Origin of the sequence: Sorangium sp. So ce406 (assembly GCF_051474675.1) — a bacterium.
GTDB classification, from domain to species: domain Bacteria; phylum Myxococcota_A; class Polyangia; order Polyangiales; family Polyangiaceae; genus Sorangium; species Sorangium cellulosum_G.
On record NZ_CP150340.1, the window covers coordinates 8213638 to 8229264 of the forward strand.

12 protein-coding genes are annotated in these 15627 nt (G+C 72.8%); 10 read left to right on the forward strand and 2 right to left on the reverse strand.

Annotated features, from left to right (window positions below):
- Positions 1-162 precede the first annotated feature (162 nt).
- The 3 genes from WME96_RS30515 (at position 163) to WME96_RS30525 (ending at position 3230) form a co-directional block, all read left to right on the forward strand.
- Positions 163-1545 (forward strand): S41 family peptidase, encoded by a 1383-nt coding sequence (locus WME96_RS30515; protein WP_437285110.1) that lies wholly within the window; start codon positions 163-165, stop codon positions 1543-1545.
- Positions 1546-1990: 445 nt separating this feature from the next.
- On the forward strand, positions 1991-2488 hold the full coding sequence (locus tag WME96_RS30520; RefSeq protein WP_437285111.1) for a hypothetical protein: 498 nt from the start codon (positions 1991-1993) through the stop codon (positions 2486-2488).
- A gap of 46 nt (positions 2489-2534) precedes the next feature.
- Positions 2535-3230, forward strand: coding sequence for a hypothetical protein (locus WME96_RS30525; RefSeq protein ID WP_437285112.1), 696 nt, complete (start codon positions 2535-2537; stop codon positions 3228-3230).
- Positions 3231-3310: 80 nt separating this feature from the next.
- On the opposite strand, the gene WME96_RS30530 is transcribed toward WME96_RS30525, so the two are convergent.
- Positions 3311-4948, reverse strand: a complete 1638-nt coding sequence (locus tag WME96_RS30530; protein WP_437285113.1) for a glucose-6-phosphate isomerase — start codon at positions 4946-4948, stop codon at positions 3311-3313.
- 142 nt (positions 4949-5090) lie between these two features.
- Here WME96_RS30530 and WME96_RS30535 point away from each other — a divergent pair, with 142 nt between their 5' ends.
- From WME96_RS30535 to speD, 4 genes are all read left to right on the forward strand, one after another.
- The gene (locus WME96_RS30535) at positions 5091-8021 is read left to right on the forward strand and encodes a 2-oxoglutarate dehydrogenase E1 component (protein ID WP_437285114.1); all 2931 of its coding nucleotides are present in this window, start codon (positions 5091-5093) and stop codon (positions 8019-8021) included.
- The gene (locus WME96_RS30540) at positions 8018-8485 is read left to right on the forward strand and encodes a PaaI family thioesterase (RefSeq protein ID WP_437285115.1); all 468 of its coding nucleotides are present in this window, start codon (positions 8018-8020) and stop codon (positions 8483-8485) included. The genes WME96_RS30535 and WME96_RS30540 overlap by 4 nt, the downstream gene beginning before the upstream one ends.
- Before the next feature lie 166 nt (positions 8486-8651).
- Positions 8652-9377: a hypothetical protein gene (locus WME96_RS30545; protein WP_437285116.1), complete on the forward strand. Its 726-nt coding sequence runs from the start codon at positions 8652-8654 to the stop codon at positions 9375-9377.
- A 146-nt stretch (positions 9378-9523) separates the two neighbouring features.
- Complete coding sequence (speD, locus tag WME96_RS30550) at positions 9524-9883, forward strand: S-adenosylmethionine decarboxylase (RefSeq protein ID WP_437285117.1); 360 nt, start codon at positions 9524-9526, stop codon at positions 9881-9883.
- Between the two features lie 119 nt (positions 9884-10002).
- Here speD and WME96_RS30555 read toward each other — a convergent pair whose 3' ends face one another.
- Positions 10003-11427 (reverse strand): peptide MFS transporter, encoded by a 1425-nt coding sequence (locus WME96_RS30555; protein WP_437285118.1) that lies wholly within the window; start codon positions 11425-11427, stop codon positions 10003-10005.
- A 562-nt stretch (positions 11428-11989) separates the two neighbouring features.
- On the opposite strand from WME96_RS30555, the gene WME96_RS30560 reads away from it, so the two are divergent.
- From WME96_RS30560 to WME96_RS30570, 3 genes are all read left to right on the forward strand, one after another.
- Positions 11990-13075 (forward strand): hypothetical protein, encoded by a 1086-nt coding sequence (locus tag WME96_RS30560; RefSeq protein WP_437285119.1) that lies wholly within the window; start codon positions 11990-11992, stop codon positions 13073-13075.
- Positions 13076-13219: 144 nt separating this feature from the next.
- A complete protein-coding gene (locus tag WME96_RS30565; protein ID WP_437285120.1) occupies positions 13220-14809 on the forward strand; it encodes an ATP-binding protein in 1590 nt (529 codons plus the stop codon).
- A 211-nt stretch (positions 14810-15020) separates the two neighbouring features.
- Entirely contained in the window at positions 15021-15560 is a 540-nt protein-coding gene (locus WME96_RS30570) for a hypothetical protein (RefSeq protein WP_437285121.1), read from the forward strand.
- Positions 15561-15627: the final 67 nt, after the last annotated feature.

Consider the following 15627-nt stretch of genomic DNA (forward strand, 5'->3'; position numbering starts at 1 on the left):
CGGCGGGGCCTCGTCGATGGGGCCTCGTCGGCGGCGCCTCCTCGGCTGCGCCTCCGCGCCGCGCCGGAGCGCCTGGATCTCGATGCGATGCGGTGGCCTCCTTCACGAGCCCGGACGGCGCCGCTTGCGCCGGCGAGACGCGCCGTCGCACCCTCCCGCGCCATGCCCGTCCGACGCTCGCCCGGCCGGCGGCGCCGCGCCGCTGCCGGCGCGGCCGCGGCGCTCGCCGCGGCGCTCGCCTGCGCCTCGCTCGCCTGCGCCCCGGCGCCGTCGCGCGCCCCCTCGAGCACGCCCGCGCCGCTGCGGAGCCTGCGCATCCCGGACGGCGACCTCGATCGCGCGCCGCGCGTCGTCTCCGCCGCCGAGGCGCTCGGCGATCTCGACGACGCGCGCTACGCCTTCGAGCACGCCTATGCGGGGCTCGACGGGCGCTCGCCGTTGCCCCCGCCGCGCGCGCTCGCTAGAGCCCGCGCCGCGCTCCGCGGCCGCGCGTCGTGGCGCCCCGACGAGCTCGCGCGGCTCCTGCGCGACCTGTTCGAGGCGCCCGACGGCCACCTCGCGTTCGGCCACGGCGGCCGCGCGCCGCTCCGGTCGACCGCCGACGCGCGGCCGCCGCCGCCCGGCCCCGCGCCGCGCCTCGTCGCGGGCTCGCCGCCCCTGTCGCGCGCGGCCGCCGCCGGGAGCGCGCCTCTCCCGGACCTCCCGCGCCGGCTCGCGCCGCCGCGCCGCCTCGGCCCGCCCGTCGAGCTCACGCGCAGCCCCGTCGGCGTCCCGGTGCTCGCCGTCCGCACCTTCGACAGCGCCGCCGCCGCGGCGCTCGCGGCGCTCCCCGCGCTCGCGGCCGAGCTCCGGCGCGCGCCCGCCTTCGTCGTGGACCTGCGCGGCAACGCCGGGGGCGACTACCGCTTCGCCGAGCGCTTCGCGCGCGCGCTGACCGACGCGCCCCTCTGCGCGCTCGACGAGCGCGAGGTCCTCTCCGTCGCGGCGGCGGAGGGGCGCGCGAACAGCGTCCGGCGGCGCCTCGCCCGCGGCGACGTCCCCGACGAGGCGCGGCCGCGCTTCCTCGAGCACCTCGCCGCGCTGGAGCGCCTCGCCGGGGCGCTGCGGGCGCGCCCCTCCGCCGCGCCGCGCGCCGACCTCACCACGCGCGGCGCCCTCGTCCGCGGGCGTGCGGCCGGGCAGCGCGGCGCGACGCCGGCGCGCGGCGTCTTCCTCGTCGACCGCGGCTGTGCGTCCGCGTGCGAGATGCTGCTCGCGCTGGTCCGCCAGATCCCCGGTGTCCTCGTGGCCGGGCAGAACACCCGCGGCGGCATGAGCGTCGGCGAGGTCGCGCTCTTCCGGCTCCCGCGCTCGGGCGTCACGCTCTCGTTCGGCACCCGCGCGTTCCGCGACCCGCTCGGCGACTTCGTCGAGCTGCGCGGCTTCGAGCCCGACGTCCGGCTCGACGGCGCCGATCCGGTGGGCGACGCCGTCGCGCTCGCGCTGCGCGGGCGGCCCGAGGGCGCACCTCGGCGCGGCGCGCGGACATCGTGCGCGCGGCGTTGAGTTCGCGAGCAGTCTGCGTATTCTGGCCTCGCTGCACCGAAGCTACCTGCAGTTCCTTGGAGTCGCCGCGAGCGCGACGGGAGCCAGCATGCCGCTCAGGCAAACGGAAGGGAGTATCGTGCCGCGTCGCCGCTTCACCGCGCCGCCCGCCCGCGGCGCGCCGGCCGTCGCGGCGCTCGCCGCGCTGCTCGGGATCGCCGCGCCCGCGGCCGCGCAGGCGCCGGCCGCGCCAGCGCCGGCAGCGCAGGCGCCGGCCGCCCGGCCCAGGCCCGCGCCGAGCAACCCGGCTGCGCCAGCTGCGTCTCCTGGCGCGCCTGCGGCGCCTTCCGCTGCGCCTGCGGCGCCCTCAGGCGAGACCCCGGCGCTTCCGGAGCCGTCCCCATCGCCTCCGGCGTCATCCGTCGCGCCTCCGGACGCGTCACCGCCGCCGCCGGGCAGCGCGCCGATGCCGGTTCCGCACGGCTATTACCTGATCCCGCCCTCGCTCCCGCCGTGGGCCAACCCGCGGACCATCGAGTACCAGGAGGGGGATCCGATCCCGCGCGGCTATGCGCTCGCGACCAGGGCGGACCGCACGCTCGCCGGGGCGGGGCTCGTGACGTTCGGCGTCTCGTACGCGCTCACGTTCACGGTGGCGGGCATCGCGATCCTCGCGGAAGAGGACTTCGACGAGTTCGGGCCGCTCTTCATCCCGTTCGTCGGACCGATGATCGCGACGACGACCCTGGACGACGTCGAGGGCGCGGGCCTCTTCTGGCTCACGATGGACTCCGTGACCCAGATCGGCGGGCTTCTCCTCTACGTCGCCGGCCTCGCCCACGAGGAGGTCTACCTGCAGCGCCAGTTCAAGGTGCCCCCGCGCGGCACCGAGGACGACGCCGCGTCGCGCTGGCCCACCCTCTCGATCGGCGCGTCGTCCGCGGAGCTCCGATGGCGATTCTGAGCCGGCGAGCCCACGCCGGGAGCCCTCACCTCGAAGGGAAACGCACGTGACCGCGATCCGCACCGTCCTCTCGATGGCCACGCTGCTCGGCGTGCTCGCGCTCGCCGCGCCGGCCGCCGCGCAGAGCGCCCCATCGTCCGCGCAGAGCGCGCCGCCCCCGGGCTACGCGCCGCCTCCGGGTTACGCGCCGCCGGGCTTCGTGCCGCCTCCGGGCTACGCGCCGCCGGGCTACGCGCCGCCGGGCTACGCGCCCCTGCCGGGCTACGCCCCGTATGCGCCGCCCATCATCTACGGCATGCCGCGGACGCTGCCGTTCAAGGAAGACGGCGTGCCGCCGGACGGATACCGCCTCGAGGCGCAGGTGAACCGCCGGCTGGTGGTCGCGGGGGCCATCGTCCTCGGCAGCGGGTGGGCGCTCGCGGCGCTGACGGCCGGGACCATCCTCAGCGAGGGCGAGCGCGGGAGCGGCAGCTACGTGCCGCTGTTCTTGCCCGTGGGCGGGCCGTTCATCACGCTCGCCACGGGCGAGGACGTCGACTTCGACGACGACGACGGCCAGGTGGCCGGCTCCCTCATCCTCCTCGACGGGATCACGCAGGTCACGGGCTTCGTGCTGCTCGTCGCGGGCCTCGGCTCGAACCAGAAGATCTGGGTGCGCAGCGACATCCCGCGGAAGGTGTCGCTCCACGACCCCGAGCTCCTCGTCGGCCCGACGGGCGGGAGTCTGCGCGTCCGCTTCTGACGCGCAGCGGCTCGCGGGCCGCGCGGCCCCTCACCGCGCGGCCCCTCACCGCGTGATCACCGTGTGATCTCAGCGCGTAATCAGCGCGTAGACCGATACGTCGCGTCGAACGGCGAGCCCCCCTGCGGCACCTCCCGGACGACGCCGCGCTCCGGGTTGGCCGCCAGGTGGCGCAGGATCCAGAAGACCGTCTCGACGTCGTCCGTGCCCGCCGCCTTCGCGATCTCCTCGATCCGCAGCGCGCGCCCCGCGCCCGCGCCGAGCGCCGCGAGCACCTTGGCCTGCAGATCGAGCACCTCCTGCGCGGCCTTCTTGCCGGCCTCGACGCCGGGCTGGTGGTAGGCGTTGATGCCCACGAGCGACGCGTACAGGCCGACAGCGCGCTCGTAGAGCGCGATCAGCATGCCGACGGCGCGCGCGTCCACGGTCTCGATCGTGATCGAGATCGACTCGCGCCCGCTCTCGGTGAGCGCCTTGCGCGTCCCCTGGAGGAAGCCGGAGAGGTAATCGCCCGTCGTCACGCCGGGGTCGACCTCGATCGCGCCGCGCGACGGCGCGCGGTCGCGGAGCACCTCGATGAACGTGACGAAGAAGTTGTCGAGCCCGTCGCGCAGCTGCTGCACGTACGCGTGCTGATCGGTCGAGCCCTTGTTGCCGTAGACGGCGATCCCCTGGAAGACCTCCTTGCCCTGCCGATCCAGCCGCTTGCCGAGCGACTCCATCACGAGCTGCTGGAGGTAGCGCGAGAAGAGCTCGAGCCGGTCCTTGTACGGCAGCAGCACCATGTCCTTGCGGCCCGCGCCGCCCGTCGCCGAGTACCAGGCGAGCGCGAGCAGCGCCGCCGGGTTCCGGAGCGCCTCCTTCGAGCGCGTGACCTCGTCCATCTCGCGCGCCCCCTGGAGCATCTCCACGATCGGCAGCCCCTGGAGCGCCGCCGGCAGCAGGCCGACCGCCGAGAGCTCGCTCGTGCGCCCGCCGACCCAGTCCCACATCGGAAAGCGCGCCAGGAAGCCGTGCTTCTTCGCGTACCGATCGAGCTCGCTCCCCTCCCCCGTCACCGCGACCGCGTGCGCGCCGAGCGAGAGGCCGAGCCGCCGGTACGCCGCCTCGAGCTCGAGCATCCCGTTGCGCGTCTCCTTCGTCCCGCCCGACTTCGAGATGATCACCGCGAGCGTCGCGCCGAGGTCGTCGCCAATCGCGTCCAGCGTGCGATCGATCCCGTCAGGGTCCGTGTTGTCGAAGAAATATGGCTGCATCCGATCGGCCGGCGTCCCGAGCGCCGAGGCGACGAACTGAGGCCCGAGCGCCGAGCCGCCGATCCCGACGACGAGCACCTTGCGGAAGCGGGCCGCCCGCTCCGGCCGCACCCGCGCCGCGTGCACGTCCGCGGCGAAGCTCAGGATGCGCGCGTTCGTCGCCTCGATCGCGGCGCGGAGCGCGGCCTCGGGCGCGAGCTCCGGCGCGCGGAGCCAGTAATGGCCGACCCGGCGGTCCTCGTCGGGGTTCGCGATGCTGCCGCCCTCCAGCGCCGCCATCTCGGCGAGCGCCGCTTGCATGCGCGGCTCCATGGCGGCGAAGAAGCCGTTCTCGAAGCGGATCCGGCTCACATCCAGCCAGAAACCGAGGCTCGGGTCGTGGAAGAGATGATCCCGGAAACGGTCGAAGGCGAGGACGGCGGGCGCCGGTCCTCGACCCCCGGTTGCGCGGTCTTGATCCATGGCCCCCTTCTACCGCTTCTCCCTACCGTTTCTCCAGGCGCTCGGACCCCTTGCCCGCGCGATGTTCCGCCCCATGCACCTGAGCCATCGAAAACGACTCTAGCGTGCCGAGCCGACACGCGTTATTTGCAGCCCGAACACGATGCAGCTTGATTTCGGAATCAATGCAGGGCTCGTCGAGGAGCTCTACGCCCAGTACCTCGAGAATCCGGAGTCGGTCGACCCCGGCTGGCGCACGTTCTTCGAGGGCAAGAATGGCGGCGCCGCGCCCGGCCGGCTGCCCGCTCCGGCCCCGCTGCCGAGCGTGCAGCCTCATGTGCTGCGTCCCTCGGCCGCGCCGGGGAACGGGAACGGGAAGAAGACGAACGGCGAGGCCGCGAAGACGCTGGAGGCCGCGTTCGCCCAGACGCTGAGCGAGCACCCGACGTCGATCGAGCCGTCGCGCGATCTCAAGGTGCTCGCGGAGGCCGCGCTCAAGGCGCGCGTCTACGCGCTCGTGAACGCCTACCGCGTGCGCGGCCACCTCTTCGCGCACGTCGACCCGCTCGGCCTGCCGCCCGCGACGCCGCCGGAGCTCGACCTCACGAACTTCGGGCTGCGCGTCGAGGACCTCGACCTTGCGTTCCCCACGACCGACCTCGCCGGCGTGCCGCCCGTCCTCACGCTGCGCGAGATCATCCGCCGGCTCGAGGAGACGTACTGCCGCTCGATCGGCGTCGAGTTCACGTTCATCGAGGAGCCCGAGGCGCGCCAGTGGCTCCAGCAGCAGATGGAGTCGACGCGCAACCGCCTGACGCTCGACCGTCAGAAGCAGCTGCGCATCCTGACGAAGCTCTCCGACGCCGAGATCTTCGAGCAGTTCATCCACAAGTCCTACGGGGCGGGGACGAAGCGCTTCTCGCTGGAGGGGGCCGAGAGCCTCATCCCGCTGCTCGACCTCATCATCGAGCGCGCCGGGGCGCACGAGGTCGACGAGATCGTGGTCGGCATGGCGCACCGCGGCCGGCTCAACGTCCTCGCGAACATCATGGACAAGAGCCTGCGCGAGATCTTCGCGGCCTTCGAGGACAAGGACGCGGAGCGCCACCTCGGCAGCGGCGACGTCAAGTACCACCTCGGCTACTCGACCGACCGGACGCTCGAGAACGGGCGCAACGTCCACCTCACGCTCACGTTCAACCCGAGCCACCTCGAGTTCGTGAACCCCGTCGTGCAGGGGCGCGTCCGCGCGAAGCAGGACCGGCGCCTCGCCGACGGGACGTCCGACGCGCGCCGCCGCGTGATGCCGCTGCTCATCCACGGCGACGCGGCGTTCATCGGGCAGGGCGTCGTCGCCGAGACGCTCAACATGATGAACCTGCCCGGCTACACGACCAGCGGCACGATCCACGTCATCGTGAACAACCAGGTCGGGTTCACGACCGACCCGATGGAGGGGCGCTCGACCCGCTACGCGTCCGACATCACGCGGATGCTCAAGGTCCCCGTCTTCCACGTGAACGGCGAGGACCCGGAGGCGGTCGCGCACGTCGCGCAGCTCGCGATCGACTACCGCACGCGCTTCGGCTCGGACGTGGTCATCGACATGTACTGCTACCGGAAATACGGCCACAACGAGGGCGACGAGCCGCGCTACACGCAGCCGCGGATGTACGCCGCGATCGACAAGAAGCCCACGGTCCGGCAGGTGTACGTCCGGCGCCTCATGGAGCTCGGCCAGGTCACCGAGGAGAAGGCCGAGGAGATCGTGGTGCGGCGCCGCGAGGCGCTCGCCGCCGCGCTCGACGAGGTGAAGCAGAAGGGCTTCGCGCCGGTGACCTACTCGATGGGCGGCGTGTGGTCGCACTACCGCGGCGGCCCCGAGCGCGCGACGCCGGACGTGCCGACGAACGTCCCGGCCGAGAAGCTCATCGCGCTGTCCCAGAAGCTCCTCGAGCTGCCCGAGGGCTTCAAGGCGCACCCGAGGGTGCTGCCGACGCTGCAGCAGCGGCATGAGCGGCTCGTCGCGGGCGAGGCGTTCGACTGGGGCACGGGCGAGATGCTCGCCTACGCGTCGCTGCTCGCGGAGAAGACGCCGGTGCGGCTCTCCGGGCAGGACGTGCAGCGCGGCACCTTCAGCCACCGCCACGCGGTGCTGCGCGACGTCGAGACGGGCGCGCGCTACGCGCCGGTGGCGCGCGTGGCCGAGGGGCCGGCGCGGTTCGAGGCGTACAACAGCCCGCTCAGCGAGGCGGGCGTGCTCGGCTTCGACTTCGGCTACAGCCTCGACTACCCGGACGGGCTCGTCATCTGGGAGGCGCAGTTCGGCGACTTCCTGAACGGCGCGCAGGTCATCGTCGATCAGTTCATCACGTCGAGCGAGGACAAGTGGCACCGGCTGAGCGGCATCGTGCTCTACCTGCCGCACGGCTACGAGGGCCAGGGGCCGGAGCACTCGAGCTGCCGCATCGAGCGCTGCCTGCAGAACAGCGCCGAGGACAACATCCAGGTGTGCAACCTGACGACGCCGGCGCAGCTCTTCCACGTGCTGCGCCGGCAGGTGCACCGGCCGTGGCGCAAGCCGCTCATCATCGCGACGCCGAAGAGCCTCCTGCGCGTCCCGACGACGTCGACGGGCCCGCACCGGCCCGTGTCGACGATCCAGGACCTCTCCGAGGGCAAGTTCCACCGCGTGCTGCCCGACACGAGCGGCGTCGATCCGGCCGACGTGAAGCGGATCCTGCTCTGCTCGGGCAAGGTCTATTACGACCTCGCGATGGCGCGGGAGGCGCGCGACCTCAAGGACGTGGCGATCCTGCGGCTGGAGCAGCTCTTCCCGCTGAACGAGGAGCTCGTGAACGCGCTCGCGCCCTACAAGGACGGCACGCCGCTCGTGTGGGTCCAGGAGGAGCCGCGCAACTACGGCGCCTGGTACTACATCCTCGCGTCGCTCCAGAGCCGTATCGGCGACCGGCTGCCGCTCTCGTGCGTGAGCCGCGCGCCGAGCGCGAGCCCGTCGACCGGCTCGCGGGCGAGCCACCTCCTCGAGCAGAAGATGCTGATGGACGAGGCGTTCGTGGGGGGCAGCCGGTGAGCGAGGATGCGGCGAGCCTGCAGGACAGGTATGCGCCGCAGAGCCGCTGCTTCGGGTGCGGGCCGGCGAACGACCGGGGGCTCCGGCTGAAGAGCCGCGTCGAGGGCGACGCGGTGGTCTGCGACTTCACGCCGGAGGCGCACCACGAGGCGTTCCCCGGGATGGTCAACGGCGGCATCCTCGGGGCGCTCCTCGACTGCCACTCGAACTGGACGGCGGCCTACCACCTCATGCGGGCGCGCGGGGCCGACGCCCCGCCGTGCACGGTGACGGCGGACTTCCACGTGAAGCTGAAGAAGCCGACGCCGCTCGGCCCGGTGCGCCTGCGGGCGCAGGTGGCCGAGGCCGAGGGCGATCGCGTCGTGGTCGAGGCGACCCTCGAGGCCGGGGGCCGGGTGACGGCGACGTGCCGCGGGACGTTCGTGGCCGTGAAGGAAGGCCACCCGGCCTACCACCGCTGGTAGACGCCGCCTGACGCGCGGCGCGGGCGGGCCGCCCGCGACCGGGAACGCGCTGCGCGCCGGCTCCGTGGCACACGCGATGCTCGCGCCCCGGCGCGCGGCGTTCCCGGCGTGGCTCGCGGATCGGATCCGCCGTCCTCGCGGCGCCGCGCAGCGAGGAGAATCCGCAATGAAGGCAAACACCGGGGTCGCGATCGCCGCGGGTGGGGTCGCCGTGCTCTGCGGGGGCGTCGCCTCCGCGCAGGACTTCGAGGGCGACGTCCCGCCGAGCTACCTGCGCTCTCCGCTGGGGGCGCCGGCCAATGCGCTCGAGGTCGGCCTCAACCTCGGGTACACGCAGGGGTTCGGGGACATCGGGAGCGAGCGGCGGCTGCGCGACGTGTCGGGGCCGGGGGCGGGCGTGGGCGTGAAGCTCGTCTACCGCGCGGTGCCGGGGGTCGGCCTCGGGCTGACGTCGAGCTACGAGCAGTACATGGCGCCCGGCGCGGAGCGGCGCGGGAGCGACGTGCGCGGCATGACGCTGGGCGCGGAGGCGAGCTTCCACCTGGCGCCGTTCGAGCGCGTGGATCCGGTGATCTCGCTGGGCAGCGGGTACCGGGCGCTGTGGACCGCCGCGGCGGCGCCGGGGGTGCGGGGCGACACGGTGACCCACGGGATCGAGCTCGGGCGCCTCCAGGCGGTGATCGACGTGCGCATGTCGGAGAGCGTCGCGCTGGGGCCGTCGGTCGGCGGCGGGCTCAACCTGTTCCTCTGGGAGAACACCGGGGGGTCGATGCGCGGCCGCGAGGTCCCGGGGAGGCGCCTGAACAGCTTCGTGTTCGCGGGGCTCGAGGGGCGCTTCGATCTGGGCGGGCAGCGGGTGCGGGAGGTGGTCCAGGTCGCGCGGGGGCGCTGAGCACGGCGCGGGTGCGCTGAGCGCGGTGCGGCGGCTCCGTCCGGCCGTCCTGCGATGGCTGCGCGCCACGCCCCCGTTTCAGGTTCCGCGGCGCGCGCGCTCGGCTACCCTACGCAGCCGGCGCGGACCGCCGCGCTCGCTCACCGATGCAGCTCTTCATCGCGCTTGCCCTGTTCGAGGGGTGTCCCTTCGACTTCCTGAACAGCCCGGCCGCGCTCCGCGGGGCGCTGGAGGCGGCCGTCGCCGCCGGGCCCTTCACGCTGCTCGAGATGGTGGTCGTCCCGTTCTCGCCCCAGGGCATCACCGCATGCGCCGTCGTCGGCGAGTCGCACGTGGCCCTGCACTCCTGGCCCGAGTCGGGCCGGCTCTTCGTCGACGTCGCCTCGTGCAGCACGCTGGAGAGCGTCCGCCGCGCCGTGGCCGCCATCGGCAGCACGCTGCCCGAGGGGCGCCTCGCCACCCTCGACGAGCGGATCATGGATCCCGGCGGGACACGGGCGCCCTGACGCGGCAGCGCGCCCCCTCCGAAGAGGGCGTCGCGCCTGGCGAGGAGGGCGTCGCGTGAGACGAGGAGGGTGCCGCGCGCGCCCTCCGAGGAGGGCGCTGCGTCAGGCGAGGGTCCGGGTCAGTGATGGCCGATCACGCGGCGGAGCGGCTTGTTGAACGCGAACATCGCGGCGCCGGCGCCGACGCCGAGCACGGTGAGCAGCAGGAAGAACATGTCCTTCGACCACCGCTCGTAGAAGATGCCGATGTAGCCGCTCAGCGTGTTGCCGAAGAAGCTCGAGACGAACCACATGCCCATCATCATCGATACGATCCGGACCGGAGAGACCTTGGTCACGAGCGACAGCCCGATGGGGGACAGGTAGAGCTCGCCGATCGTGAGGAGCAGCGTGCAGAAGATCGGCCAGAACAGGCTGCCCTTGCCGTCGCCGACGGCCTGCGCGCCGAGGATCATCACGATGAACGACAGCCCGAGGACGGTGCAGCCGATCGCCATCTTCGAGACGCTGGTCGGCTCCGTGCCCCGCTTCGCCTGCCAGCGCCAGAAGATGTCGAGGAGCGGGGCGAACAGGATGATGAAGAGCGGGTTCGCCGACTGGAACCATGTCGAGGGGATCTGGAAGCCGAGGACGTTGGGCCACACCGTCTTCTCGTCGGCCCAGCTCTGCATCGTGTTGCCCTGCTGCTCGTAGACCGCCCAGAAGACGACGTTGAGCGCGCAGAGAGCCACGAGCGCGCCGACCCGCTTCCACTCGTCGCTGGTGAGCGGCTGCTTCTGCTCGCCCGTCCCCTCCGACGCCTTGGTCAGGTTGTCCTTGGCCAGGTACTTCTGCCCGCTCAGGTAGACGACGAGCCCAAGGCACATCCCGACGCCGGCGGCGGCGAAGCCATAGTGCCAGCCGTAGACGGCGGCGAGCGTGCCGCACACGAAGTTGCAGATGAAGGCGCCGAGGTTGATGCCCATGTAGAAGATGGTGAAGGCGCCGTCGCGGCGCGGATCACCCTTCGGATACAGGCTGCCGACCTGGGTCGAGATGTTGGGCTTGAACGCGCCATTGCCGAGGATCAGCAGGAGCAGCGCGAGGAAGAACGAGTTCTCGAAGGCCATGACGAAGTGTCCGATGGCCATCAGGACGCCGCCGACCACCACCGTCTTGCGCTGGCCCAACACCCTGTCGGCGAGGATGCCGCCGAAGAACGGGGTGAGGTAAACGAGGCCCGTGTACAGCCCGTAGAGCATGGACGCCTGCTCGCCGGGCGCGCTCGGGAGAAAGCCCCTGATGAACTCCCAGCCGAGCACCGAGTCCGGGTTGCCAGGGATGAGATCGCACGGCTGCGCGTGCTGGCGGCACCCCTGGTATGCCTCTCTCGCCGCGACGAACAGGTAGTTCGCCATATACAGCTTGAGGAGGCCGCGCATGCCGTAATAGGAAAAGCGCTCCCACATCTCCGCGAAGAAGAGGATCACGAGCCCCGGCGGGTGCTTGAAGCGCCTCTCGAAAGCGGTGACGGGAAGGGCCGGCTCGGTTGCTTGCTCGCTCAATGCTACCTCTCCACGAGCTGGGACCACGCTGCGTGGTCGTCGGGCGATGCAGGGGATCGTGGGGCACGCTGCCCCTCGGCTGGCGGATGCTACGCGATCCGCGACGCCCACGTCACGCCCTTGTTGCGCACAGCGTCGACCCGGGCGAACAGGGTGTCCGCGTGGGCAGCCCCGCGCGCTGAGGCCGCAAGGGCGTCGTCCAGGCAAGCGGGTCGCCGCGCGGAACCGCGCGCGATCGCGCCGCAGCCCGGCGCGGCGGAGCGACGGCCTCGCCCGCGCGGCCATGCGGCACGGCGGCCGCCCGCCGCTGGACAGCGTCAGCCCGCGCTGGACGACGCCGGCCCGCGCTGGACAGCTTCCGCCTGCACCTCGACGGCGACAGCGCGCGGGTGGCTGCGCCGAGCGCGCGGCGGGTCGCCGGCTCCGCCCTGGCCGCGTGAGGCCCTCCTGCGCAGCACGGGAGATCGACCGTCGAGGGTTCCGGTGAGACACCGCCGGTCGCAGATGGTCTGTGATGCAACCGACCAAAACTCGCTTTGTCCTCGCGGACAGAGCACGTTCGATGTGTCTCCCGTGGACTCTGCTCCTCTCCGCCTGCGCCGGACTCGAGCCCTCTCCGCCCGCGGCGTGCGCTCCCGGCGAGGAGCTCTTTCGCGGGCGGTGCGTCCATCCCGCTGCCCGCTACGAGCCGGAGGAGCGCGTCGACCGCGACAACGTGGTCGCCTTCGGCGCGCCGCCCGCCCGGCTCGCGCTGCCGGAGCCGCCGCGCAGCGGCTTCCGGATCATCGCGCCGCCGCGCACCCTGGCGCCCGGCGAGGAGACGACCTTCTGCCTCTCATGGCCCTTCCCTGCCCTCGTGAACACGACCGTCCACGCGGCGCGCGTCTACACGACGGCCGGGCTGCACCACAGCAACGTGATCGCCAAGCCGGTCAATCCGGCGTTCGGGCCGAACCCCTATCCGGGCTGCCACCCGGGCGCCGACGACCCCTTTGGCGCGCTGCCCGACGTCATCCCGGACGTCCTGTTCGCGAGCTCCACCCAGGTCGTCGGCGAGGAGACGCTCGCGTTTCCGCCGGGGATGGGCTTCACCCTCGATACGTCCCGCGAGATCGCGACAAGCGTCCACCTGCTCAACCCGTCGGCCGAGCCCGCGGTCGTCGAGCTCGCCTATGATTTCTTCACCATGCCTCTCTCCGAGCGCGCCGAGGAGCTCGTGCCTTTCGTCATCAACGTGAACGATTTCCTCGTCCCGCCGCGCGCCACCCGCAGCGTGGGCGCCACGTGCTCGACGTTCGGCGGGAACATCGTGTCGCTCATGCCCCACACGCACCGCTATGCCGAGGCCTTCGACGTGGACGTCGTCCGCGAGGACGGCGGCGATGCGCGCATTTACGAGGGCGGCGCGTTCGATCTGGAGGGCGATATCGAGGTCTACCGGACGGCGGTCGCGCTCGAGGAGGGCGACTCGATCCGATATGCGTGCCGGTTCCGGAACACGTCGGAGCACGATCTCAGGTTCGGCCTCGGGGACAACGAGATGTGCACGCTGTTCGGGTACATGTATCCGCCGGAGAAGCAGCTCGCCGCCTTCGCGACGCGCGACGGCGAGCCGTGCATGTCGTTCGGCCTCGGCGCGTTCCGGTGAGGAGGAGCCCGTCGCTGCCGAGCGGCGGTTCATCGCCGCCGGCAGCGCCGCTCGGCCCGAGCACGCGTCGACCGATCCCGCGCCGGGCCGGCGGCGCGCCGCCGCGGGCCCCGGTCGCTCGCCACGGGACGCGCCCCCCGGTACATGGAGGCCGTGCGGACCTTCAACATCGCTGGCCCCTGCCGCCCGGACCGACATTACATGATCCCCGCCGGGCGGCGGTTGCCCGGATTCGGCCCGCTGGTCGACAAGCAGGCCTATTTCGTCGTCCACGCTCCGCGCCAGACGGGTAAGACGACCACGATGAAGGCGCTCGCCCGGCGCCTCACGGAGGAAGGGCGCCATGCGGCGCTGCACTTCTCCTGCGAGACGGCGCGCGCCTTCCCCGAGGACGTCGAGCAGGCGGTGAAGGGGATATGGCTGGCCATCGAGGGCGCCGCGCGCCTGGAGCTCCCACAGGCGCTCCGGCCGCCGGCGCCGGTCGAGGTGCCCGCGGCCGGATACCTCCAGACCCAGCTCACCCGCTGGGCAGAAGCGTGCCCTCGCCCGCTGGTGCTCGTGTTCGACGAGATCGACGCGCTGACGGGCAGCACGTTGCTCTCCGTCCTGAGCCAGCTCCGCGCCGGCTTCCCGGATCGCCCGGCCGCCTTTCCGTGGTCGCTCGTGCTCTGCGGGGCGCGCGACGTCCGCGACTACAAGGCAGCGAGCGGCGGCGGCCCGGTCCGGATGGGCTCGTCGAGCCCGTTCAACATCAAGGAAGAGTCGCTCCGCCTCGGCGACTTCACGGAAGCGGAGGTCCGCGACCTCTACGGGCAGCACACCGACGAGACAGGGCAGCCGTTCGCCGAGGAGGCGCTCGCGAAGGCGTTCGAGCTCACGCAGGGGCAGCCGTGGTTGACCAACGCGCTGGCGCGGGAGGTCGTGGAGAAGATCCAGGTCCCCGCGGACCAGCCCATCACGGCCGCGCACATCGAGGCCGCGAAGGAGCGCGTCATCCTGGCCCGCGCCACGCACCTCGACTCGCTGCTCGCGCGCCTCGCGGAAGGGCGCGTGCGCCGCATCATCGAGCCGGTGCTCGCCGGGGAGCTGACCGGAGGAAAGACGTTCGACGCGGACTTCGAGCACGCGATCGATCTTGGCCTGGTCGCCCCGGGTCTGCCCGTGCGCATCGCCAACCCGATCTACCGCGAGATCATCCTGCGCGTGCTCGCGAGCTCGGCCGAGGCGGCGATCGACGCCGAGCCGCACCGCTACAGGACGCCCGACGGGCGGCTCGACGTGGATCGGCTGCTCCACGACTTCGCCGAGTTCTGGCGGCAGCACGGCGAGATCGTCGTGGAGCGCGTGGACTACCAGGAAGCGGCGCCGCAGCTCGTCTTGATGGCGTTCTTGCACCGCGTCGTGAACGGCGGCGGCGGCCTCGAGCGCGAGGTCGGCGCGGGGCGCAAACGGATCGACGTGCTGGTGCGGTGGCCGTACGTGGACGCCGCCGGGCGACGCGCCGAGCAGCGCGTGGCGCTCGAGATCAAGGTCTGGCGCGACCGCGACAAGATGGGAGATCCGCTGGTCCAGGGGCTCGGTCAGCTCGACGAGTACCTGCGCCGGCTGGGGCTCGACGAGGGGGTGCTGGCGATCTTCGATTGCAGGAGCGCGGCGGCGCCCATCGAGGAGCGGACGCGGTTCGAGGAGGCGAGGACGCCTTCAGGACGACGGGGGACGGTGCTGCGGGCGTGACCACGCGGCCGGCTGCGGCAGCGCCGCCGCCCCTCATCGGGCAGTCCGCCATCCACCGTTCGATCGGGCACCCGTGGTACAGCGAGATGTCCAGTGCCCTGGAGCAGGCATATCTCGCCCGGAGAAGAGGTGCATTCCCCGAAGCGGCATTTCCGCCCCTGCCGGAGCGACCGCTACCGCCGGCCGCCCCGCCGCGCTACGGTGGCCCGCCGTGGACGCCCCTCGACCGTCCGGCACCCGCCGCGCGCTGCTCCTCGGCTTGCCCCTCGCCGCGCTCGCCGTGGCGGCCTTCCTCGTCATGAACCGCGGCGAGCGCCCCCCCGCGAAGGAGCGGCCGGCGAGCGCGGAGTCCAGCGAAGAGGACACGACGCAGCGGCGCGATGAGCCGCCCCCCGCGCCCCCGTCACCGCCGCCCGCCGCTGCCACCGTGGGCGCCGCGGCACGCGCGCCGGAAGCGGCCCCGGACAACGACCCGGAAGCCCGCGTCATCGAGCGAATGCGCGCCGCGCTGGCGACCGACCCCGAGGAGGTGCTCCGGCTCGACGACGCGGCGTCGCGCGACCTCGGAGACAGCCCGCGCGCCGCCGAGCGCGGCCAGCTCCGCGTGCGGGCGCTCGTGCGCCTGGACCGCATCGGCGAGGCCCGCAGCCTCGCCGAAGACCTCATCGAGCGCTATCCCGACGATCCCGCGGCGAAGAGTGCGGCGGCATACATGGGAATTCACCCGAGGCCGCGCGGTCCTTCCCGGTAAGGCGCGACCCCGGTGCGCCCTGCGACGAGAGCAGATGATCTCCTCACGGCCGCTGGCATCATGATCT